This is a genomic window from Flavobacterium gilvum (assembly GCF_001761465.1).
GTDB lineage: Bacteria > Bacteroidota > Bacteroidia > Flavobacteriales > Flavobacteriaceae > Flavobacterium > Flavobacterium gilvum.
In genome coordinates, this window is sequence record NZ_CP017479.1 from 4,115,258 (window position 1) to 4,136,070 (window position 20,813).

A 20,813-nucleotide genomic window follows, 5' to 3' on the forward strand; every position below is an offset into this window, starting at 1 on the left:
CAGCTATCAAAAAAATAAAATTATGCCTACCGACTGTATCAGCTATCAAACCTCAGGATATTTTTCCAAATTGATACAAGATTATTTAAACCAAAAGCAAGAATTAAAACCTTTATACAACCATTTCCCAACACTCATTAACTTTGAAAAACAAATCATTGAAAAAAAGAAAATTTCAATGAAAATAATAATGGGAATAAAAAAAGAGAATTATTAGTTTCTGTTTTAGAAAAGCAATATGCCAATCTAAATCCTTCAGCATCGACTCTAAACAATATTAAACTATTAAGCAATCCAAACACTTTTACAGTCACCACGGGGCATCAGCTGAATTTATTTTCTGGACCATTGTATTTTTTATATAAAATCATATCAACCATAAATCTTACCAAGGAATTAAAATCAAAATATACCGAAAATAATTTCGTTCCGGTGTATTGGATGGCAACCGAAGACCACGATTTTGAAGAAATCAATTATTTCAGTTTCAAAGGAAAAAAATTTCATTGGAACAGAGAAAGCACTGGCCCAGTTGGAAGATTATCCACAGATGGACTGGACGATTTTCTTGAAATATTTGAACTGGAAATAGGTCACAGCACTAATGCGAATACCATAAAAAAACTTTTTGAAGATTCGTATCTCAAACATGATAATCTCGCCGATGCTACAAGATATTTGGCGAATGCGCTTTTTGGAGAATTTGGACTAGTCATTATCGATGCTGATAATCCTGATCTAAAACGCAGTTTTATTCCTTATATAAAAGAAGAATTATTGCAACAAACGTCTTTTAGAAAAGTAACCGAAACCAACGAAAGTTTAAGCAATTACTTCGTTCAAGTGAATCCGCGCGAAATTAACTTATTCTATATTGAAGATAATTTGCGGGAACGAATTATTCTTGAGAATGGAATTTACAAGGTCAATCACACAAAAATTGAATTTACTGAAACTAAAATTTTAAACTTATTAGAAAGCAATCCGGAGAAATTCAGTCCGAACGTAATCATGCGTCCGCTGTACCAAGAAGTAATTCTGCCCAATTTATGCTACATTGGCGGTGGTGGAGAAATTGCCTATTGGCTGGAACTGAAATCATTTTTTGCTTCCGCAAAAGTGACTTTCCCCATGTTGTTAATACGAAACTCAGTTCTTTTGACAACCGAAAAACAAAACAAAAAAGCCGATAATTTAGACCTTAGCTGGTCTGATTTATTTTCGAAACAAGCTGAATTAGTCAATCGCATTACCCAAAAACTTTCTGATTTCCCGATTGATTTCACAGAGCAAAAAGAAGCTCTAAGAAAACAATTCGAAACACTTTCAGAATTAGCCAATCACACCGATAAATCATTTTTGGGCGCTGTAAAAGCACAGGAAGTCAAACAAACAAAAGGTTTAGAAAATCTTGAAAAAAGATTACTCAAAGCCCAAAAAAGAAAATTTCATGACGAACTGCAACGTATTATTGATTTGCAAAATGAATTATTCCCAAACCAAAGTTTACAGGAACGCCAAGCCAATTTTTCGGAATTTTATATTGAAAATGGAGAACGTTTGATTCCTCAGATAATGAGGCAACTAAAGGCATTGGAACAAAATTTTAACATAATAACTTTTTAAGTTGCTAAAATTCTAAAAGATTTAAGCAACTCAAAAAAAACTTTGTAACTTAGAATCTTAGAACCTCAGCAACTTTATAAAAAAATGACCAAAGACCGCCTTATTTCGCTTGATGTTTTTAGAGGATTAACCATCCTGTTAATGACCATCGTCAACAACCCGGGAAACTGGGCCACCGTTTACCCTCCTCTACTTCACTCCGAATGGCACGGTTGCACTCCAACCGACTTAGTTTTTCCTTTTTTCATTTTCATTATGGGAGTAGCTGTTTCTTTTGCCATGCCAACCAAAAATTACGACAGCACTACTTTTAGCAAAATATTTACTCGTTCGTTACGAATGATTTGTTTGGGAATATTTTTTAATTTTTTTGGAAAAATACAACTCTTCGGACTTGAAGAAATACCCTTAGTAATTTGTCGTTTACTTATCACAGCAGCTGTAGGTTATGCATTGATGGGGAATTTCAATGCAAAGCTAAAAACCTATTTGGTGATTTCTATTTTTGCAATTTATATAATCTTAGCTTACAGCGGCATCGAAGACTATGAAATCGTGAGACTTCCTGGAGTTTTGCAACGCATTGGAATTGTGTATTTCATAACTTCTCTTTTGTATCTAAAGACTACTCAAAGAACACAATTATTGGTTACGATTGGAATACTACTAAGCTATTGGGCAATTATGACCCTTATTCCAGCACCTGGATTCGAAATCACAAACCTAGAAAAAGGAACCAACTTAGCCGCTTGGACAGATAGTCTTTTATTAAAAGACCATATGTGGCAAATGACCAAAACTTGGGATCCTGAAGGAATTCTTAGCACAATTCCGGCAATTGCAACAGGAATCATTGGTTTATTAATCGGGCAATTACTAAATAGTCCCGCATTAAAAACAGAAAAAGTAAAAAAAATATTCCTAATCGGAATCGTACTTATCGTTTTGGGACAATTATGGAATATTGTTTTCCCTATCAACAAATCACTTTGGACTAGTTCTTATGTTCTTTTCACTGCGGGATTGGCTACATTAATTTTATCCATTTTATATTATTGTATTGACATTGCCGGCATTAAAAAAGGAACTAAATTATTTCTTATTTGGGGTGTGAATCCTATGATTGTATTCTTTCTGTCCGAAATAATTCCGCAGGCAATGATTATGATTTCTTTCCCAAATCCAATAAATCCAACGAAAAAAATCAACCTTTTGAATTATCTTTATATCACAGGGGTTGAGCCTTTTTTCAATAATCCCATGACGGCTTCATTAACATTTGCCTTGATTTATGCCGGTTTATGGTCGATACTTTTGGCTTACTTCTACAAAAAGAAAATGTATTTCAAAGTTTAAAAAACAAAAAACCACTGTAATAACAGTTTTCTTCCATTAAATTGATAATTTGCTAAAATCATTCCATAAAAAAAGTCTATTTTTGCGCAAAATTTTAAAAACATAGACAAAAATGGCGACTAACAGAACTTTTACAATGATTAAACCAGATGCTGTTGCAAATGGACACATCGGAAACATATTGGCAATGATTACAAACGGTGGTTTTAAAATCGTTTCTTTGAAATTAACGCAATTAACTGTAGCAGATGCTCAAGCTTTTTACGCGGTACACGCTGCAAGACCTTTCTACGGAGAATTGGTAGAATTTATGTCAAGAGGTCCTATCGTTGCTGCTATTTTAGAAAAAGAAAATGCTGTTGAAGATTTCAGAACTTTAATTGGTGCTACAAATCCAGCCGAAGCTGCCGAAGGAACTATCCGTAAAGCATACGCAACTTCAATAGGAGAAAATGCCGTTCACGGATCAGACAGCGACGAAAATGCTGCTATCGAAAGTGCATTCCACTTTGCAGGAAGAGAGCAGTTTTAAGATTTTAGATTGTTGACTTTAGATTAACGATTGAAGATTTTTTGAATAGAAAAAAATCCCGTTTCAAAATATTGAAACGGGATTTTTTGTTTTAAACTAATCTGAAAATCATTTAACCGTAGCGACATTCCCTGTTCTTGTTAAGATTCCCCAACCTTGACTTTCCCCTTTCAAGGCTTTTCGAAGTGCCCTAAATAAAATTACATACATCAATTGTCGGTAAACAAATCGTTGAGGGATTAACCAGAATAATTTACTCAATTTTTCTTTTTCAAAAACAAAGGCAACTATGCTCACTAATATATCTACAAGCATAAAAACAAGATAATAAACCAGTATTTTATACAGACTTTCCGGATTGTTATGATTCCAGATTAAGCTCAAAATAAGCACTAAATCTGCCAATGGCGCAAATATTGGCAATACAACCTGAAAAATCAAAATATTAGGCAATGCCACCATTCCTAAACCTTTGTATTTTGGGTTGAAACAGGCATCTCTATTTTTCCAGAAAGCCTGCATAATGCCATAACTCCATCTAAAACGCTGCTTCATAAATTCCTTCAGACTCTCTGGGGCTTCGGTAATAGCAACGGCTTCTATGCAGTTTACAATTCGATAACCACTTCTCAAAATTCGAATGGTTAAATCACAATCTTCGGCAAGGGTATCGGTTGTAAAACCTCCAGCTTTTTCTATTGCTGATTTCTTAAAAGCACCAATTGCACCAGGAACGACAGTTATTCCATTAATTAAATCAAAAGCTCGTCGGTCAAAATTCTGGGCGGTTGTATATTCAATACTTTGCCATTTGGTAAGCATTGTATTTTCATTACCCACCTTTACATTTCCAGCTATTGCGCCAATTTCGATATTGTTTTTCAATTGAAGTGTGAAACTTTTCATTAATTGCGAAATAGCATCTTTCTTTAATTGTGTATCTGCATCAATACAAACAACATAATCGTTTTGTGTCAATGTGATACCGTAATTCAATGCAGAAGCTTTTCCTCCGTTAGGTTTTGTATGTACTTTCACCTTCGGATTATCTTTGAAAGCGGAATTTACCATTTCAAAAGTTTTATCTTTCGAACCGTCATCCACAAAAACAATATCAAAATCCGAATAATCCTGGCAAAGTAAATTTTCGATAGTCTTTACTGCATTGATTTCTTCATTATAAGCTGGCACAATAATACTTACTTTCGGATTTTCCCCATTAATTTCATAAGCGGGAGGGTATTTATAATCGTTCCATTTCTTCACAAAAGCCATTATTGCCATTAACCCAATACGCAAAAATCCAAGTAAAATGGCAACCCAAAATGTCGCAACAATAAAGTGTCCAAACCAATAACCAAAATCAAAAATTATATTATCAACTGTTAGATAATTCTCTTTTGCTTTAGGCATAATTTCTTCTTTGGTTTTGCCAAGCAAATGATAAACGGTTGTAAACTGAACATTTTTACTTTTAAAATATTTTATAATTCTGGGTAATGCATCAACGGTTGCCTGTCTGTTTCCACCGGCGTCATGAAGCAAAATGATTCCTTTATCTGGATTGGCTTCGTATTCTTTTACTGTTCTATTGTAAATTGTATTTGCCGTTACACCTATTTCCCAATCATTAGGATCAATACTTTCTCCGACAGTATAATAATTTTGAGCTTTGCTTAATGCAATTGGCTTTAATTCGGCTTCTGTTGTTGGTTCAGCATCTGCATTATAAGGCGCTCTAAAAAGTACTGTGCTTCTTCCTGTGGTGGCTTCAATTAACAACCTTGTTGTTTCCATTTCAGACGACGCTCTATCAGAACTAACCAGTGCCATATTAGGATGCGTAAATGTGTGATTGCCTATTTCATGTCCTTCAGTATAAATTCTTTGCAGCAAAGGAATATTACTTTCACCCTGAATACCGATTACAAAAAATACAGCCGGTACTTTTTCTTTCTTTAAAATATCTAAAATTTGTGGTGTATAATTAGGATCTGGTCCATCATCAAAGGTCAAAATAACCTGCTTGTGCACATTCCCGAATTTACTGATTACATATTTAGTTGGCAATTCCAGATACTTTTGCTCAGTAATAATAGTATTGTCTTTATCAATTTCCAAATGTATTTTTCCCGGTTCTGGATCGGCAATAACATTCAAAATTTCTCCGTCACCAATGTAAGCAGGACTTTCGATTCCGGCATTGACAACTTCCAGTGCTTTGAAATCAAAAGGTTTTTTGCTGATACTCTCGCTAGTCAGGCTTCGTTGATAATAACTCCACAAACGCTGGTCCTCACTTCCTAATCTCCACAATGCAGTCCCTGCCAAGCCATATTCATCACTGAACCGAATAGAATTAAAATTAGTTACTGCATCAGTAAAATTAACCTGATGCTTTTTACCATTAATATCCGCATAACTAAAAGAATTATTATAGCTGTTATCATTAAATTTTATTGGCACATTGTGCTGTTTTGCTATGGCAATTGCCTGATCATACGTAATTGTTTCACCTTCTCTTTTTTCCTCCCAATCGTAACCATAACCAGCAATACAAAGAATAATTTTGCTTGACGGAATTTCCTTTGCCGTTTTATCCACAACTCTTTCAATCCATTTCTGACTGCTGATATCACCTGGATTACTTTCTGCATAATGCTCATCATAAGCCATCAAAAACATATAATCATTGTATTTAGACAATGCTTTTATGTTAAAGTCCTCATCATTGGCCATTATATCTTGCGTAACCAAATAGCCTAGAGGATGAAGTTTTTCATATAGCTCTTTTTGAAACGCAATTATGGGTTCATCACTATTCTCTTTAAATTCCTCAAAATCGACATTTATTCCTTGGAGTTTGTATTTATTTAAGGTCTTTACAATATCATTAATAAGTCTTTCCTTTTTTGATTTGTCGTGAAGAATACGATGGATAAGATCTCCATCAAAATTACCTTCGCCTAATGATTCATTGATGTTATTGATTAATGGAACAATTTTTACCTTTGCTTTCTTCATCACCTTCAATGCGGCAGTGTCAATTTCAGTTCGTAACAAATCGGTTTTAGGATCAATAAAAAACCATTCCGGAACCACCATATTAAGCTTGTCAACATTTCTTTTAAGCGAAAATAAACTTTGTGGATCCCAATCGACTAAAAAAGCAGCTCGAACAACATCATTGGTTTTGGGAGTAACTGTTTGTTTTTGTAGTTTTTCGACTTTCGATTTTGCCCTCAAAAAATAATCAAAGCCTTTAAACTTTTTTAATTCCTCTACGGTCAAATCCTTTGAAATAATTGGATTATCAAGCGTACGACCAAATTCTGTACCATTAGCCAAAATCGGCAATTGAGGTTTTGTCCCTCTTTTTAAAGTGATATAAAAAATGGGAACCATCAACACAAGAACAAACAAAATTAATCGGCTTGACCATTGAAAAGTTCTCCAGCGCTTTTTTGTAGAAGTCTGAAATATTTGTTTTTTATCATTCATATTGCATTTTTTAACGAAAAACTTAAATTCAAAATCTTAATATTTATAAATCACAATAAATTCAATCATTGAATTAAAAAACAAAGCTTTTTTAAATAAATATTTTTGCGAAAAGTAATAATTCTAAATGGAGAAAAAAATGAGATAACTCAAAAACTAACAAAAAATTACCTAATTAGTTTGTATAAAATTACAAAAGAAAAACCCCGATTAATTATTATACTTTTCTCTAAATAAAAAAAGCCTGAACACATTTTCAGCATCCAAGCTTTTTATAAATTTTAAAAAAAACATAATTTGTTAATCAGCAATCTAAAATCACCTCAAAACCACATCCTTGACTACATCCCTGCGTAATTCTTCATTAATCATTCTTACAATCTTAGACTTACCGTGGCTTAATTCCTCTCGCAAAACCGCCGATGTCAGCTCAACATAAAGCGTCGATCCTTTCAAAACAACATTTTGGGTATAACTATTTACACCGTTTCCCATCAAATTACGCCAAGCATCCTTTACGTCAATTTGGTCCATTCCTGCCTGCAATTTATTGACTTCAATAATTTGCTTCAACACATCCCCAACAGTACTTTGATTATTCAGTCTTTTTGTCATCGCCACCTAGCTTTATTGCCCCTGTTTTTTTATAGTGATACTCTTTTTTCTCCGTGTTCAAAACAACCAATTCCTTATCCGTCAAGCTTATAATTTCCTCACTCCATTTCATATACGGCGTACTGTAATCCAAATAAGTATGGTCATCTGTAAATCGTACTTTTACATTTTCAAACGTATCGTTCACCAAAAAAGTACCATCCAATTGCGGCATCACTTTCTTACGAATTCCCGCATAATTCTTGTCAATTTGAAAATAATCAAACGATTCGTTAGCCCCATATTTTTTCTCATTACCATCCTCAAAAACCACCTTCTCAATTTCCCAATATCCGTTGATTTTTGCAACATCTTCCGAAGTTATTTTTTGCTTGCAACCAACAAATAAAAGCGCAACCAACAAAACACCAAATACTTTTTTCATAGAATATTTTTTTTTAGGAGCTATTTCCTGCTATCCGCTTGTATCTTTTTGTCTCCGAAAAAGAGACAAAAAGGATACCGCTTCTATCAGGGCTAGGGCATCCTGCATAGCAACATCATTTGTTAATACGACAAAGTTAAACTTTAAAGAACCAAAGAAAGTAAAAAATTATGTTCTCGCTAAACAATTTTTCATATTTTTGGGATTAATCAAAACTACTCTTTTCAACTACATCAAAATCAACATCGCTACTCACATTTACTTTTCCTATATCAATTGATAAACAACAATTATAAAAAAAATGGAAAAGTAATATGATTTAAATGGAAGCTATTTTAGATATTCACGTACAACGTAAATCTCTCCCTAACCAATTTTGATGAAACACTTTAGACAAAAAAATATTTGTATTTCTAGAAACTATTTTCTATTCTAAAATTTTTTGATTATTCATAATCAATTAATAATAAAACACAATACTAATACTCTAAAAATAAACATATGAAAATAAAAGGACTCACATTTATATTTGTTATTGCGTTACTTATTACAATTTGGATAAATTTTATTGATTACAAGTTTAGTGTTTTTGTTCTTTTTGCAAATAAAACTAAAAACGTTGAATCTTTACTCGATAATTTCTGTTTGTCCTATATCGCTGGTTATTTTTTTTATTTCATAAATGTTTATTTACTAGAAAGGGAAGATAAGAAACATATCTTACCACTCATTTCGGAAAAAGTATATCATATAATTTTAGTTAATAAAACAATAATTAAAGTTATGAAACAAGACAATGATTTCAATAAATTTAATATTACACTAGAAGAATTCCGTTTACTTCTAAAAAAAGATAACTTCGAAGCAACAAATTCATTTCTTACTGCAAACGGAAACAAGGTGTTAGATAAATTTATTAAAGAAAGGAGAAAGGGTACTCTACAACTGATAAATGATATTTTAAAAACAGGAAAATTTGTTGATGATGAATTAAAATCTATATTTTCAGTTTAGAAGAAGCTCAATTTTTAAGAAAAAACTATGGCTTTAATTCAAAAGACTTTGATAATGAAAAAGCAAGTCAATTCAGTTTTTCTTTTTATATGTTTTTTATTGATATAGAAAGATTAAATCTATATTACAACAAGAATTTGAAGAAATTTAACATCAGTTTACTCAATAGATATTTACCAAAAAAAGCTGATAAATAAAAAATATCAACAAAAAACATTCCCAAAACACAAAACTATTACAACCGAAGAATCTCATTTATAACTACAATAGTGTCACTTGACATAATCTTTTACCTTAATTAAATCAAAAATATTATATCATCAATTCATTAAATTAACATTAATAATCATCCAAATGGGAGATGCCGCAGAAAATGTTAATCTAGCCCTATCAATTTTTATGAAACCCTTTGGACAAAATTAAGTCTTCATTACAGAAACTATTTTCTGTTTTGGACTCTTCTAATAACACCCAAAACAAAAAATACAACTCCAATTAACAATGAAGCATAATACAGCGGAATACTTTTTTCTCTAAAAAAATTGGCAGAAACTAAACCAATAATGCTTACAAAGTAAAAATGAATAGGACTAAAATTCTTCATATAAATTACAAGAAACTATTATTTAAAAAAGCTATCCACAAACTCGTATTTATTGAAAACCTGCAAATCATCAATTCCTTCTCCAACACCAATGTATTTAACAGGAATTTGAAATTGGTCAGAAATACCAATAACTACACCACCTTTTGCAGTTCCATCAAGTTTGGTAACCGCTAGGCAGGAAACCTCAGTCGCAGTAGTAAACTGTTTGGCTTGTTCAAATGCGTTTTGACCTGTAGAACCATCCAAAACAAGCATTACATCATGTGGGGCATCGCCAACCACTTTTTGCATTACTCTTTTCACTTTCGAAAGTTCGTTCATCAGGTTAATTTTATTGTGCAAACGACCCGCTGTGTCTATAATAACAACATCCGCTTTTTGAGCCACCGCCGATTGCAAAGTATCAAAAGCGACAGAAGCTGGATCGCTTCCCATTTCCTGACGAACAATAGGAACATCAACTCTATCTGCCCAAATCTGTAATTGGTCAATAGCCGCAGCACGGAAAGTATCAGCCGCACCCAAAACTACTTTATGACCTGCTTTCTTAAATTGATGAGCCAATTTACCAATTGTAGTTGTTTTACCTACACCATTTACCCCAACAACCATCAAAACATAAGGTTTTGTATCTACTGGGATGACAAATTCTGTAGCTTCTCCCGTATTCGTTTCGGATAACAATCCTGCGATTTCGTCTCTCAAAATTTGATTGAGTTCATCAGTACCAAGGTATTTATCTTCCTCAACTCTTTTTTCAATTCGGGTAATAATTTTCAGGGTTGTATTAACGCCCACATCCGAAGAAACAAGAATTTCTTCCAAATTATCCAAAACATCATCATCCACTTTTGACTTTCCAGCCACAGCTTTGGTTAATTTGGTAAAAAAAGAAGTTTTTGTTTTTTCCAGACCTTTGTCTAAAGATTGTTTCGCCTCTTGGCTTATACCTTGGTCTTTTTTCTCAGAAGAAAATATTTTTTTAAAAAAGCTCATGAAAATGAAGATTTACGATTTGGAATTTACATTTGTCAACTTAAACAGGAAAATTCAATTAAAAACCGTCAAAACAAGTTTTTATTAAAAATTCCGTAAAAAGTCTTTTAATTTCAAGATGTAAAGATAGAAAATAAAAAAGCTACTTCCGAATGAAAGTAGCTTTTCTATAAAATGTAATAGTTATTATTTCTTTTTCAAGAATTCATCAACTTCTTCAGGAGCCATAATAGATTCTACGAATGTATAAGCGCCAGTTTTAGGAGATTTTACCATTTTGATGGCTTTTGACAATCTCTTTGAAGCTGTTTGTAACGATGCAACGGTTTTCTTTGCCATGATTCAAATGTTTTTTTAACATTTTAATGAAATCTCTAGTCTAATTAATTAGAGATTCTATCAAAATCTCTAATTATTTAATTTCTTTATGAACAGTAACTCTTTTCAAGATTGGATTAAATTTTTTAATCTCTAATCTGTCTGGAGTATTTTTTTTGTTCTTAGTAGTTATGTATCGAGAAGTTCCAGCAACACCTGATGCTTTGTGCTCTGTACACTCTAAAATTACCTGGATTCTATTTCCTTTCTTTGCCATCTTGCTATTTATTTATTATTGGAAAAGATTATTTAATAAATCCTTCTGACTGCGCTTTTTTCAAAACTGCAGCGATTCCATTTTTATTAATTGTTTTTATCGTAGATGCTGCTACTCTAAGAGTAATCCATCTATCTTCTTCTGGAAGATAAAAACGCTTTTTAACTAAGTTAACAGAAAATTTTCTCTTAGTTTTGTTCATAGCGTGAGAAACGTTATTTCCTACCATCGCTCTTTTACCTGTAAGGTCACAAACTCTTGACATTATGCTTATCTTTTATCGTTATTCAAAATCAGGGTGCAAAGAAAAGAAAAATAAACCTTTCTACCAAAATATTTATTGCTCTTTTTTTGAAATTTCTTTCAATAATATTTCAAGCCCTTTAACAGAAGCTCTATCTATCACTTTTTCACGTGGTTGACCGAAATCAAACCCTTCTACCAGAACCCCATTTGGCGTTGCCAAGGCAATATAAACCGTTCCTACATCGGCATCAGCCTCTCCTTTTGCAGGCCCTGCATTACCCGTAGTAGCAATAGCATAGTCTGATTTCAGTAATGTTTTCACGTTCAGAGCCATTGCTTTTGCAACTTCAGCACTGACAACCGAATGTTTTTCTATCAATTTTTCGGAAATACCCAGCACATTTATCTTCACATCTGTCGCATAAGAAACCACACTTCCCTTAAAATAATTGGAAGCCCCCGAAACCGAAGTTATCAACTCTGCAATTTTACCTCCAGTACAACTTTCAGCTGTAGCCAAAGTGGCTTTTTTCTCTTTCAACAATCGCCCCAAAATCACTTCTATTGTCTCATCTTCCTCAAATCCAACTATGATGTCATGAATAACAGCATCCAAAGAATTTACATATTCTGTAATAGCCTGCTCCAACTTCTCCTTTTCAGTTCCTCGCCCTGAAATACGCAAACGCAATTTTCCCGGACTTGGCAAATACGCCAATTTTAAAAATTCAGGCAAGCTATTTTCCCATTCTTCCAGACGTTCAGCTACCAAACTTTCTCCTTGTCCATAAGTCAATATTGTTTTGTGCAGAATATATGGACGCTCATATTCTTTCACTAACTTTGGGACAACTTCATTTTCGACCAAATATTTCATTTCAAAAGGAACTCCCGGAAGCGACACAAAAACTGTATTTTCTTTTTTTACCCACATCCCCGGTGCCGTACCTACTTGATTATGAAGCACCGTACACTTAGAAGGCACCAACGCCTGATCTTTATTGATTTGAGTTATTTTTTTCTTAAAATACCCTTCTATAAGTTGGGTGACATGTGCCAAAACAACCTCATCAACCACCAAGGTATCGCCAAAATAATCACAAAAAGTTTTCTTGGTAACATCATCTTTTGTAGGACCTAAACCACCGGTTATAATAACCAAATCTACCGTGTTTTGGAGTTTTGCAAAAGTATCGAGAATATGTTTTTTATTGTCACTTATCGAAATCATTTCGTGAATTTCTACTCCAATTTTATCTAGTGACTTCGCTATAAAACCTGAATTGGTATCCACAATTTGACCAATTAGAATTTCATCACCTATAGTAATTATCGTTGCCTTCATATTAGCCTGTCTATTTTATTAAATAAAAAAATCCACAAACCGCACATTAATACGGTTGTGGATCATATTGATTTAAACTCTTTGCAATAACAAAAATTTAAAACCAAGTTTAAAGATTAAAATCTTTTCTCAGTTCTTTTATCGCGTCTTTCACTTGAGATTTGACACTCTTATATGTTTCTATTATCTCTTTCTTTTTACCTTCTTCTTTTGTCCATGCCTCAATTTGAAGAATTTCCTCGAATGCCACATTCAATCCAAGCAAATCCAGCGTTGGCTTCAATTTATGCGCAAAGGCATAAGTTTGCTTAAAATCTTTATTCTTTATTCCTTCTCCGATTTTTTTCAAATCTTCTGGAACTTCCGTAACAAACAAGTTCAAAACCTCATCCACAAACTCTGGATCATTATCTGAAAGCGCGTACACTTTTGCTAAATTGTATTTTAAAGCCATTATTTTACTTGTATTCTAAATAGTTTTTGTCCTTCTAAAAATCCTTCTAAAACATCATCTGGTCTTACTGCCGCAACTCCAGCCGGTGTACCTGTAAAAATAATATCCCCAATCTTTAATGTAAAAAAACGGGAAACATATGATACCAACTCATCAATATTCCACATCATCATATTGGAATTCCCTTTTTGTACCGTAGAATTATTATTCTTCAATTCAAAATTAACATTTTCCAACGAAACAAACTGACTTTTATTCAAAAAATCACCAATAACCGCAGAACCATCAAATGCCTTGGCTTTTTCCCACGGCAGCCCTTTTTCTTTCAGCTTTGCCTGCAAATCCCTTGCAGTAAAATCTATCCCCACACTAATCTCATCGTAATATTTATGGGCAAATTTGGGCTCAATATACTTCCCTACTTTACTTATTTTCACAATAAGCTCAAGTTCATGATGAACATCCTCTGAGAATTCCGGAATTACAAAAGGGTGTTGTTTTAACAAAATAGCCGAATCTGGTTTCAAAAAAACAACCGGCTCCGAAGGACGCTCGTTTTTTAACTCTTCTATATGACTGGCATAATTTCGTCCGATACAGATTATTTTCATTTTTTTATAGATTCTAAGATTCTAAAATTATAAGTTTCTGAGATAACTACGCAAAAAACTTAGCATCTTAGAAACTTAGCGACTTAGCAACTTATTTTGTATTTAGTTTTCTTAATTTAATTGCTGTCAGAACTTTTTTGGTGTATAGAGGAAAATCCGCATTTTGAATCCAGCTAAAATAACCAGGTTCAATTTCCAGGATTTTTTCTACTTTAGCTCCTTTATGTTTTCCGAAGGTAAAAATCTCTTCATTATTATCATCAAAAGCAATCATTCCTGCAAAATCGGCTATTTTTTTTCTAGTCGTAAACTCAGACAATGATTTCATGTCGTTTTCCAATTCCGGATAACGCTCCAACTGTGCTTTCAGAATCTCATAAGTCGCCATTGTATCCGCTTCGGCAGAATGTGCATTATCCAATTCTTTTCCACAGTAAAATCTCAAAGCCGCACTCAAAGTACGCTCCTCCATTTTGTGAAAAATTGTCTGAACATCTACAGAAACTCTGTTTTTCATATCAAAATCAACTCCTGCACGCAACAATTCTTCTGCCAATAAAGGTATATCAAAGCGATCCGAATTGAATCCTGCCAAATCACTATCCTTAATCATATTATACACAAGAGGCGCCAACTCCTTAAAAGTAGGCTCATTGGCCACCTTTTCATTACTGATTCCGTGAATTGCCGTTGACTGCGGAGGAATTGGAATTGTGGGGTTCACCAACCATGTTTTACTTTCTTTATTTCCGTTAGGAAAAACCTTAAAAACTGATATTTCCACAATTCTGTCTTTTCCGATATCAATTCCTGTAGTTTCGAGATCAAAAAAACAAATTGGCTTATTGAGTTTGAGTTCCATTTTTTTAGTTTGAATTGTGGCAAATATAAAAATTTAAGTACTGATTACCCTCAAAAAATAACTCTAAAAAGAGCCAAAAAAAAGAAAACCCGACAAATTGCAAAATTTGCCGGATTCATTTTCAATTTATGCTGAATTAATAATCTCTGTTCACATCAAAAGCCTCAAGATATTCGGCCACTCTTTTTACAAAACTACCTCCCAGCGCACCATCAACCACTCGATGATCATAACTGTGCGACAGGAACATTTTTTGACGAATTCCGATAAAATCACCGTCAGGAGTTTCGATAACCGCAGGCACTTTTCGAATCGCACCCAAAGCCAATATCCCCACTTGTGGCTGATTAATAATAGGCGTTCCAAAAACACTTCCAAAAGTCCCCACATTAGTAACCGTGTAAGTCCCACCCTGGGTATCATCTGGTTTTAATTTATTTGCTTTGGCGCGATTTCCTAAATCATTCACCGCTTTTGCCATACCTACCAAGTTCAGTTGATCTGCATTTTTAATTACCGGAACGATTAAATTACCGTTTGCCAAAGCCGCCGCCATTCCTATATTGATATTTTTCTTTTTAATAATAAAATCACCTTCAACAGAAATATTCATCCCCGGAAAATCTTTCAATGCTTTGGCAACTGCCTCCATAAAAATAGGAGTATAAGTCAATTTTTCACCTTCACGTTTTTCAAAAGCATTTTTCACTTTATCACGCCATTTCACAATATTCGTAACATCAACTTCTATAAAAGACTGCACATGAGCCGAAGTTTGAATCGAAGCCACCATATATCCGGAAATCAGCTTGCGCATTCTGTCCATTTCCACAATTTCATCAGCTCCATTTACCGAAGCCGGAGCAGCTGCTTGCGATGGAGCTTCCGCCGAAACCACTTTTAGAGTTTCTACTTCTTTTGTAGGAGTTGCTACAGCATTTGCAGGCTGCAAACTTCTATTTTTTATATAGTCTAAAATATCATCTTTGGTCACACGGCCTTCTTTTCCGGAACCAGCAATACTTTGAAGTTCATCTAGAGTTATTCCTTCTTCTTTTGCAATGTTTTTTACTAATGGTGAAAAGAATTTATCGCTTTCGCTAAAACTAATCGGCGTCGCAACAGTTTCCTTGGCCACTTCAACTGTTTTTAGAATTTCTTCAACAATGGCAGGTGCAACTTCAGGACGTGGAGATCCAGCCTCAACAGCCTCCGTTTCAATAATAGCAATGGTCTGCCCTACCTGAACCAAATCGTCTTTACCAAATAATTTTTCGACAAGAATGCCTGAAACCTCCGATGGAACTTCAGAATCTACTTTATCGGTTGCAATTTCCAAAACGGCATCATCCGCTTCAATTTTATCGCCAACTTCTTTCAACCAATTTGTTATGGTTGCTTCCGCAACACTTTCTCCCATTTTTGGAAGCTTTAACTCAAATCTTGCCATATTGTCATTCTAAAAGATGATTTTGATTTTTCATTTGCGAAATTAACAAAAAATACCAATGTAAATTTAATAGAATTTATTTTTTTCTTAATTCTACAATTTCTCCTCTATCGTTAGAAGAATCACTTCCAATACTAAATTCCGCACTTTTTGGTACAATTCTAAAAGTAACTCCTTTATTTTTAAACTTTTCCAGAACAGTTATACATTCTTTGAAGGAAACAAACTCATTATCCAATACAATCTGCACCCCTTTTTCTATTGAAATTGATGACAAATTTACCTCTTTTTCTGTTTTTAAATTAAGAAAATCCACCTTTTTTTGAAGAAGAGGAGTTATTATTTTCCGTAAAGTTTCGGAAGCCGATACCAGCAAATATTTTTTTGGAACACTTTTGGCTTTAACTCTGCCCTGAACCCTTTTGATTAAAGAAAAAAAGACTATTCCTACTTTCATAAATACCGTGAAAAGAAAAGGGACTCGAAAATGTTTTCGATAAAAAAACGTCATCGCTTCCTGAAAACGCTTCATATAAGTTCCATCCTTAATTGTACTTTCTCCTTTATAATGTAGTACGGTTGTTTCGTGAAAATAATAATTGATTTTTCCTTTTTGTAACACTCTATAAGACAAATCTATATCATCTGAATACATAAAACAATCTTCATCAAAACCTTCAATCTCTTCGTACAAATTTTTCTTCAGAAACATAAAAGCACCAACCAATATTTCAACTTCACCCGTTTGATTTTCAGACAAATGCCCTGCATAATATTTGTTAAAAAGAGATGCTTTTGGAAACAATTTATACAAATTGAAAATCTTGGTAAATGAGACCCAAGGCGTTGGAATTCCTCTTTTGCTTTCTGGCAAAAAATCACCTGTTCCATCAATGAGGTTCACGCCTACAATTCCGAGGTTTATTTGTTTTTGAGCAAATGTCAAGACTTTCACAAAAGTATCTTCTGCAACAACAGTATCCGGATTTAGAATACATATATATTCTCCATTGGCATGAGCAACCCCAATATTATTCCCTTTTGGGAAACCCAAATTTTCATTATTTTGAATGAGTTTAACATCTGGAAAACGAGTTTTTACCATTTGGCAACTATCATCTTGGGAATTATTATCTACCACAATAATTTCGGAATCTATGTTTTTCAAAGCGCTTTCCACACTTAGCAGACATAGCTCCAAAAAATAGCGAACATTATAATTAAGGATGATAACGGATAGTTGCATTTCCAAAACAATTATAGCAACTTAATTAAGTCAACTGGATTTCGTTTATTGTTCCAAAACAAAACCAATTCAATTTGATTTTGGGATTCATTAATTCGATAGAATAATCTAGTTTGTTTTGAAATCACTAAAGAATATATTTTCTTTTCTTTGCCATATATTCCAATTTCAGGATGCTCAATCAATTTTTCAATAACTAATTTAACTAATTCTATAAATTTTGAAACTTCTCCTAGATTCCATTTAAGGAAAATAAAATCAATCTCATCATTAAATGATTCTTTCGATAAAACAGACCAATAAACTAAATATGCCATCAAGAAATATTGAATCTTTTCTTAATATCACTCATAACCTTTTCGTGGGGAATTAACTCCCCCTCATCACACTGTTTTATTCCTTTTTCGATTAATTGTTGCAGAATTTCTGGAAGATTATCCCAATCAGTATCTGAATTTCCTTTTCTTAAATCAGCTTTAGTACAGTACACACTGGCACTTTCTTCGACTTTTGGAAGATTTTCGTTGGGTTTGTCTTTTTGAGAATCCAAATTCATTATCAATTATTTTATCCCCAAATATACAAAATAATCCCCTCTTTTTATTTCACAAATACCCCCCTCCATTATAGTTATCTAAAAATTCTCCGAAAGCGCTACCCTAAAAGTCCAATCGTCTTTACTGATGCCGTAATCGAGAACCAGATTGCAATTATTGATTTTATTCCATTTTATTCGCAATCCCGTTCCAATTGCCGGCGTCCAATTATCAAAATGATAGGTATCCAAATTGGAAACAGAAGAATAATTAGCATAAAAAACCGCTCCAAGAAAACCGTTTTTAGTAATATCCGTACGATATTCGGATTCAAGATACAACAAGGAATTACTGCGGTAACGGTTTCTGGTGAATCCCCTGCCGGTTTTTCCATAACGATCCCAACCCACACTCGGCAAATCCAGATAATGCGGTTTTCCATCAAAAACAGCCCAATAAAAAGCACGAGTAGCTAAGACTCTATGACTGGTTTCGCTAAAAGAATAATACTTTCTGGCATCTATATATATTGATTTCCAATTGGTATCACTACCAAATCCACGGTCGTTAATTCGATAATCCGCCTCAAAATAATAGCCCTGATTGGGGTTCAAAATATTCTTTCGGGAATCGTACAAAGCCTGAAAAGCGATACCTGAGGAAAGTTCATTTGAGTAATCTCCTTCCTGATATTTATAAAAATCTGTTGGCCCCGAAATTTCGGAATCCTCAGAAATATTTTTATAATTATCCAACTGAAAACCCAATCCCAAACGGAAATCGCCAATTATTTTTCGACTAATAAATTGATAAAACCGAATTTGTTGATAATGTACTTCAGATTGTGGATCCTTGGAACTATTTCCACCCAAACCGTAAGTAAACTGCGGATAAATCATAAACCTGTAATCACCTATAAAATTATACTTATTGTCTTTGGTATATATATAGGACTGTATTGGGAAAGAATACTGGCCTGTAAAACTGGTTGTTGGGGTAAAATAGACTTCGGACATTTTGGTATTTTCATGATTCTCGTCCCAATAAAACGTGGTCACAAAAGACACGACCAGACCGCCTTCGGCACTTTTCAAATCGGGGGCCGGCATTAAGGAGAAGGCTATTTTACTTTGATTTTCATTTTTCTTTAGGGTGTCATTTTTCAAAAAAATGGTTTTCAAAATGTATTTCATATCCAAACTATCACTTCTAAAATCTATTTTCTGGGAAAAGGAAGAAAACGAAGAAGTAACAACGAGAAAAAGAAGCCAATTTCGTTTGATGCGACCCATAGAGTTTGGTTGTTATTTTTGAGCAGTAAAAACTTTTCAGTTTTTCAAATATAAGAAAAATTAAAATTTAATATACTGTGTGGTCATTTTATGTAGAGACGTGCAATGCAACCTCTCTACACACGGATAGCGGGAACGATATTTACTAAAAAAGCTTGATGATTCACTCCTAATCCTTTTATCTATAGAATTTAGGATTGTTTCTATTTGTTTAATACCTTACCTTTGAGTTTGATTTGAACAAGGTTATGAAAAAAATTTTTATCCTTTTTTTTCTGTTTGTTGCTATGTCTTATGCGCAAACCAAAGGTTGTACAGACCGACTTGCAGAGAATTTTAACCCAAAAGCAACCGAAAATGATGGAAGTTGCCGATATGTTTCTGCAAGAATTAAAGTGACATTTACTAAAGAATTGAGTGATTCTATAGCCGAAACATCGGGTTTGGTTACTTCTGACAATTTATTATGGACACACAATGATGATATAAACACTACATTATACGGCATTGATACCAAAGGGAAAATTAGAAAAAAAATCAATCTTGAAGGGGTAAAAAACAATGAATGGGAAGAAATCTCCCAAGACGACAACTACCTCTACATCGGCGATCTTGGGAATAATGTCTTCGGAAATCGTAAGGATCTTCACTTTTTGCGAATTAAGAAAAACTCCATGGACATGAAGAATCCCGTAATTGATACGATTGCCTTTTCTTATGAAAACCAAACGGATTTTGTTCCCAAAAAAGAAGTAAACACAACCGATTTTGATTGCGAAGCTTTTGTGGTTACAAACGATAGTATTTACCTATTTACCAAACAATGGGTGTCTGAAAAAACGAATGTATATCGCTTGCCAAAAACTCCTGGAACCTACATTGCGCAATTCAAAGAAACACTAAATGTAGATGGATTAATCACCGGAGCCACCTTGTTACCTCAGAAAAAGGGAATCGTTCTATGCGGGTATTCGCATTATATGCAACCTTTTGTTTACCTTTTGTATGACTACAAAAACAATGATTTTTTGACCGGAAACAAACGAAAAATAAAAATTTCTCTTATTTTTCATCAAATAGAAGCCATCACTACCGAAGACGGACAGCTTTTTTACCTGACGAATGAAGCTACCAATAAACGCTTTATCCACAATCCACAAGAAATTCATACGATTGATTTAAGTCCTTATCTTAAAAATTGATTTAAGCATATAAGCCATTTAAGTTAAAAGTATCACAGTAAATTGTAATCAACATTTGCTCAACCAAAGGTGTCTTAGCTATTTATCATCTATTTCAAAACAAAAACTTATATGACTTTTATGGTTATTAAATAATTCGCATTTAGTTCCATAATAGCTTACTTTTGCCAAAAAATTAGCCTTGTGAATTATTTATCAGTAGAAAATATATCGCTGATTTCCCAAAAACAGCAAATTCACGTTATCCCCTTTAAAATATAGTGTTGTTGCTATTTTGTGAAATTTTAAAATTTCATAAAATAC

General features: G+C 33.5%; 20 protein-coding genes and 1 pseudogene. 5 read left to right on the plus strand and 16 right to left on the minus strand.

Annotated elements, in window-relative coordinates; all coding sequences use genetic code 11:
- Positions 1 to 22 precede the first annotated feature (22 nt).
- From bshC to EM308_RS16655, 3 genes and pseudogenes are all read left to right on the plus strand, one after another.
- Positions 23 to 1,626, plus strand: a pseudogene (bshC, locus tag EM308_RS16645) (bacillithiol biosynthesis cysteine-adding enzyme BshC).
- A gap of 84 nt (positions 1,627 to 1,710) precedes the next feature.
- Positions 1,711 to 2,982 (plus strand): acyltransferase family protein, encoded by a 1,272-nt coding sequence (locus EM308_RS16650; protein WP_035640011.1) that lies wholly within the window; start codon positions 1,711 to 1,713, stop codon positions 2,980 to 2,982.
- A 112-nt stretch (positions 2,983 to 3,094) separates the two neighbouring features.
- Positions 3,095 to 3,514: a nucleoside-diphosphate kinase gene (locus EM308_RS16655; RefSeq protein ID WP_035640013.1), complete on the plus strand. Its 420-nt coding sequence runs from the start codon at positions 3,095 to 3,097 to the stop codon at positions 3,512 to 3,514.
- Positions 3,515 to 3,622: 108 nt separating this feature from the next.
- On the opposite strand, the gene EM308_RS16660 is transcribed toward EM308_RS16655, so the two are convergent.
- The 3 genes from EM308_RS16660 to EM308_RS16670 all read right to left on the minus strand — a co-directional run bounded on the left by EM308_RS16660 (position 3,623) and on the right by EM308_RS16670 (position 8,054).
- Positions 3,623 to 7,015, minus strand: a complete 3,393-nt coding sequence (locus tag EM308_RS16660; protein WP_035640015.1) for a polysaccharide deacetylase family protein — start codon at positions 7,013 to 7,015, stop codon at positions 3,623 to 3,625.
- Positions 7,016 to 7,333: 318 nt separating this feature from the next.
- Positions 7,334 to 7,630: a DUF721 domain-containing protein gene (locus tag EM308_RS16665; protein WP_035640017.1), complete on the minus strand. Its 297-nt coding sequence runs from the start codon at positions 7,628 to 7,630 to the stop codon at positions 7,334 to 7,336.
- Complete coding sequence (locus tag EM308_RS16670) at positions 7,611 to 8,054, minus strand: hypothetical protein (RefSeq protein ID WP_035640020.1); 444 nt, start codon at positions 8,052 to 8,054, stop codon at positions 7,611 to 7,613. Before EM308_RS16670 ends, EM308_RS16665 begins: the two co-directional genes overlap by 20 nt.
- A 501-nt stretch (positions 8,055 to 8,555) precedes the next feature.
- On the opposite strand from EM308_RS16670, the gene EM308_RS16675 reads away from it, so the two are divergent.
- Entirely contained in the window at positions 8,556 to 9,068 is a 513-nt protein-coding gene (locus EM308_RS16675; protein WP_035640024.1) for a hypothetical protein, read from the plus strand.
- 622 nt (positions 9,069 to 9,690) lie between these two features.
- On the opposite strand, the gene ftsY is transcribed toward EM308_RS16675, so the two are convergent.
- From ftsY to EM308_RS16740, 13 genes are all read right to left on the minus strand, one after another.
- The gene (gene ftsY, locus EM308_RS16680) at positions 9,691 to 10,671 is read right to left on the minus strand and encodes a signal recognition particle-docking protein FtsY (protein WP_035640027.1); all 981 of its coding nucleotides are present in this window, start codon (positions 10,669 to 10,671) and stop codon (positions 9,691 to 9,693) included.
- A 186-nt stretch (positions 10,672 to 10,857) separates the two neighbouring features.
- The gene (locus tag EM308_RS16685; RefSeq protein WP_070261881.1) at positions 10,858 to 11,010 is read right to left on the minus strand and encodes a DUF4295 domain-containing protein; all 153 of its coding nucleotides are present in this window, start codon (positions 11,008 to 11,010) and stop codon (positions 10,858 to 10,860) included.
- 73 nt (positions 11,011 to 11,083) lie between these two features.
- A complete protein-coding gene (rpmG, locus tag EM308_RS16690) occupies positions 11,084 to 11,266 on the minus strand; it encodes a 50S ribosomal protein L33 (protein WP_035640032.1) in 183 nt (60 codons plus the stop codon).
- A gap of 28 nt (positions 11,267 to 11,294) precedes the next feature.
- Positions 11,295 to 11,531 carry a 50S ribosomal protein L28 gene (gene rpmB, locus EM308_RS16695; RefSeq protein ID WP_024980263.1) on the minus strand — a complete coding sequence of 79 codons (237 nt, stop codon included), beginning with the start codon at positions 11,529 to 11,531 and terminating at the stop codon, positions 11,295 to 11,297.
- A gap of 72 nt (positions 11,532 to 11,603) precedes the next feature.
- The gene (locus EM308_RS16700; RefSeq protein WP_035640035.1) at positions 11,604 to 12,857 is read right to left on the minus strand and encodes a CinA family nicotinamide mononucleotide deamidase-related protein; all 1,254 of its coding nucleotides are present in this window, start codon (positions 12,855 to 12,857) and stop codon (positions 11,604 to 11,606) included.
- A 109-nt stretch (positions 12,858 to 12,966) separates the two neighbouring features.
- Positions 12,967 to 13,311, minus strand: a complete 345-nt coding sequence (locus tag EM308_RS16705) for an Hpt domain-containing protein (RefSeq protein WP_035640038.1) — start codon at positions 13,309 to 13,311, stop codon at positions 12,967 to 12,969.
- A complete protein-coding gene (locus tag EM308_RS16710) occupies positions 13,311 to 13,922 on the minus strand; it encodes a fumarylacetoacetate hydrolase family protein (RefSeq protein WP_035640041.1) in 612 nt (203 codons plus the stop codon). Before EM308_RS16710 ends, EM308_RS16705 begins: the two co-directional genes overlap by 1 nt.
- A 91-nt stretch (positions 13,923 to 14,013) precedes the next feature.
- Complete coding sequence (locus EM308_RS16715; RefSeq protein ID WP_035640043.1) at positions 14,014 to 14,784, minus strand: 3'-5' exonuclease; 771 nt, start codon at positions 14,782 to 14,784, stop codon at positions 14,014 to 14,016.
- Between the two features lie 136 nt (positions 14,785 to 14,920).
- Positions 14,921 to 16,234, minus strand: coding sequence for a dihydrolipoamide acetyltransferase family protein (locus EM308_RS16720; protein ID WP_035640047.1), 1,314 nt, complete (start codon positions 16,232 to 16,234; stop codon positions 14,921 to 14,923).
- 76 nt (positions 16,235 to 16,310) lie between these two features.
- Positions 16,311 to 17,480, minus strand: coding sequence for a glycosyltransferase family 2 protein (locus EM308_RS16725; RefSeq protein ID WP_035640049.1), 1,170 nt, complete (start codon positions 17,478 to 17,480; stop codon positions 16,311 to 16,313).
- Positions 17,481 to 17,491: 11 nt separating this feature from the next.
- Positions 17,492 to 17,797 (minus strand): type II toxin-antitoxin system RelE/ParE family toxin, encoded by a 306-nt coding sequence (locus EM308_RS16730; protein ID WP_035640051.1) that lies wholly within the window; start codon positions 17,795 to 17,797, stop codon positions 17,492 to 17,494.
- Positions 17,797 to 18,036, minus strand: coding sequence for a hypothetical protein (locus EM308_RS16735; RefSeq protein WP_035640053.1), 240 nt, complete (start codon positions 18,034 to 18,036; stop codon positions 17,797 to 17,799). Before EM308_RS16735 ends, EM308_RS16730 begins: the two co-directional genes overlap by 1 nt.
- Before the next feature lie 78 nt (positions 18,037 to 18,114).
- Positions 18,115 to 19,209 carry a BamA/TamA family outer membrane protein gene (locus tag EM308_RS16740; RefSeq protein ID WP_051877883.1) on the minus strand — a complete coding sequence of 365 codons (1,095 nt, stop codon included), beginning with the start codon at positions 19,207 to 19,209 and terminating at the stop codon, positions 18,115 to 18,117.
- A 347-nt stretch (positions 19,210 to 19,556) separates the two neighbouring features.
- Between EM308_RS16740 and EM308_RS16745 the strand changes: the two genes are divergently transcribed.
- On the plus strand, positions 19,557 to 20,510 hold the full coding sequence (locus EM308_RS16745) for a hypothetical protein (protein ID WP_035640055.1): 954 nt from the start codon (positions 19,557 to 19,559) through the stop codon (positions 20,508 to 20,510).
- Positions 20,511 to 20,813 lie beyond the last annotated feature (303 nt).

Excerpts from the sequence above, each read along its gene's own strand:
- EM308_RS16650 (WP_035640011.1), top strand. The coding sequence starts at position 1,711 with ATGACCAAAGACCGCCTTATTTCGCTTGATGTTTTTAGAGGATTAACC.
- EM308_RS16655 (WP_035640013.1), top strand. The coding sequence starts at position 3,095 with ATGGCGACTAACAGAACTTTTACAATGATTAAACCAGATGCTGTTGCA.
- EM308_RS16660 (WP_035640015.1), bottom strand. The coding sequence starts at position 7,015 with ATGAATGATAAAAAACAAATATTTCAGACTTCTACAAAAAAGCGCTGG.
- EM308_RS16665 (WP_035640017.1), bottom strand. The coding sequence starts at position 7,630 with ATGACAAAAAGACTGAATAATCAAAGTACTGTTGGGGATGTGTTGAAG.
- EM308_RS16670 (WP_035640020.1), bottom strand. The coding sequence starts at position 8,054 with ATGAAAAAAGTATTTGGTGTTTTGTTGGTTGCGCTTTTATTTGTTGGT.
- EM308_RS16675 (WP_035640024.1), top strand. The coding sequence starts at position 8,556 with ATGAAAATAAAAGGACTCACATTTATATTTGTTATTGCGTTACTTATT.
- ftsY (WP_035640027.1), bottom strand. The coding sequence starts at position 10,671 with ATGAGCTTTTTTAAAAAAATATTTTCTTCTGAGAAAAAAGACCAAGGT.
- EM308_RS16685 (WP_070261881.1), bottom strand. The coding sequence starts at position 11,010 with ATGGCAAAGAAAACCGTTGCATCGTTACAAACAGCTTCAAAGAGATTG.
- rpmG (WP_035640032.1), bottom strand. The coding sequence starts at position 11,266 with ATGGCAAAGAAAGGAAATAGAATCCAGGTAATTTTAGAGTGTACAGAG.
- rpmB (WP_024980263.1), bottom strand. The coding sequence starts at position 11,531 with ATGTCAAGAGTTTGTGACCTTACAGGTAAAAGAGCGATGGTAGGAAAT.
- EM308_RS16700 (WP_035640035.1), bottom strand. The coding sequence starts at position 12,857 with ATGAAGGCAACGATAATTACTATAGGTGATGAAATTCTAATTGGTCAA.
- EM308_RS16705 (WP_035640038.1), bottom strand. The coding sequence starts at position 13,311 with ATGGCTTTAAAATACAATTTAGCAAAAGTGTACGCGCTTTCAGATAAT.
- EM308_RS16710 (WP_035640041.1), bottom strand. The coding sequence starts at position 13,922 with ATGAAAATAATCTGTATCGGACGAAATTATGCCAGTCATATAGAAGAG.
- EM308_RS16715 (WP_035640043.1), bottom strand. The coding sequence starts at position 14,784 with ATGGAACTCAAACTCAATAAGCCAATTTGTTTTTTTGATCTCGAAACT.
- EM308_RS16720 (WP_035640047.1), bottom strand. The coding sequence starts at position 16,234 with ATGGCAAGATTTGAGTTAAAGCTTCCAAAAATGGGAGAAAGTGTTGCG.
- EM308_RS16725 (WP_035640049.1), bottom strand. The coding sequence starts at position 17,480 with ATGCAACTATCCGTTATCATCCTTAATTATAATGTTCGCTATTTTTTG.
- EM308_RS16730 (WP_035640051.1), bottom strand. The coding sequence starts at position 17,797 with ATGGCATATTTAGTTTATTGGTCTGTTTTATCGAAAGAATCATTTAAT.
- EM308_RS16735 (WP_035640053.1), bottom strand. The coding sequence starts at position 18,036 with ATGAATTTGGATTCTCAAAAAGACAAACCCAACGAAAATCTTCCAAAA.
- EM308_RS16740 (WP_051877883.1), bottom strand. The coding sequence starts at position 19,209 with ATGAAATACATTTTGAAAACCATTTTTTTGAAAAATGACACCCTAAAG.
- EM308_RS16745 (WP_035640055.1), top strand. The coding sequence starts at position 19,557 with ATGAAAAAAATTTTTATCCTTTTTTTTCTGTTTGTTGCTATGTCTTAT.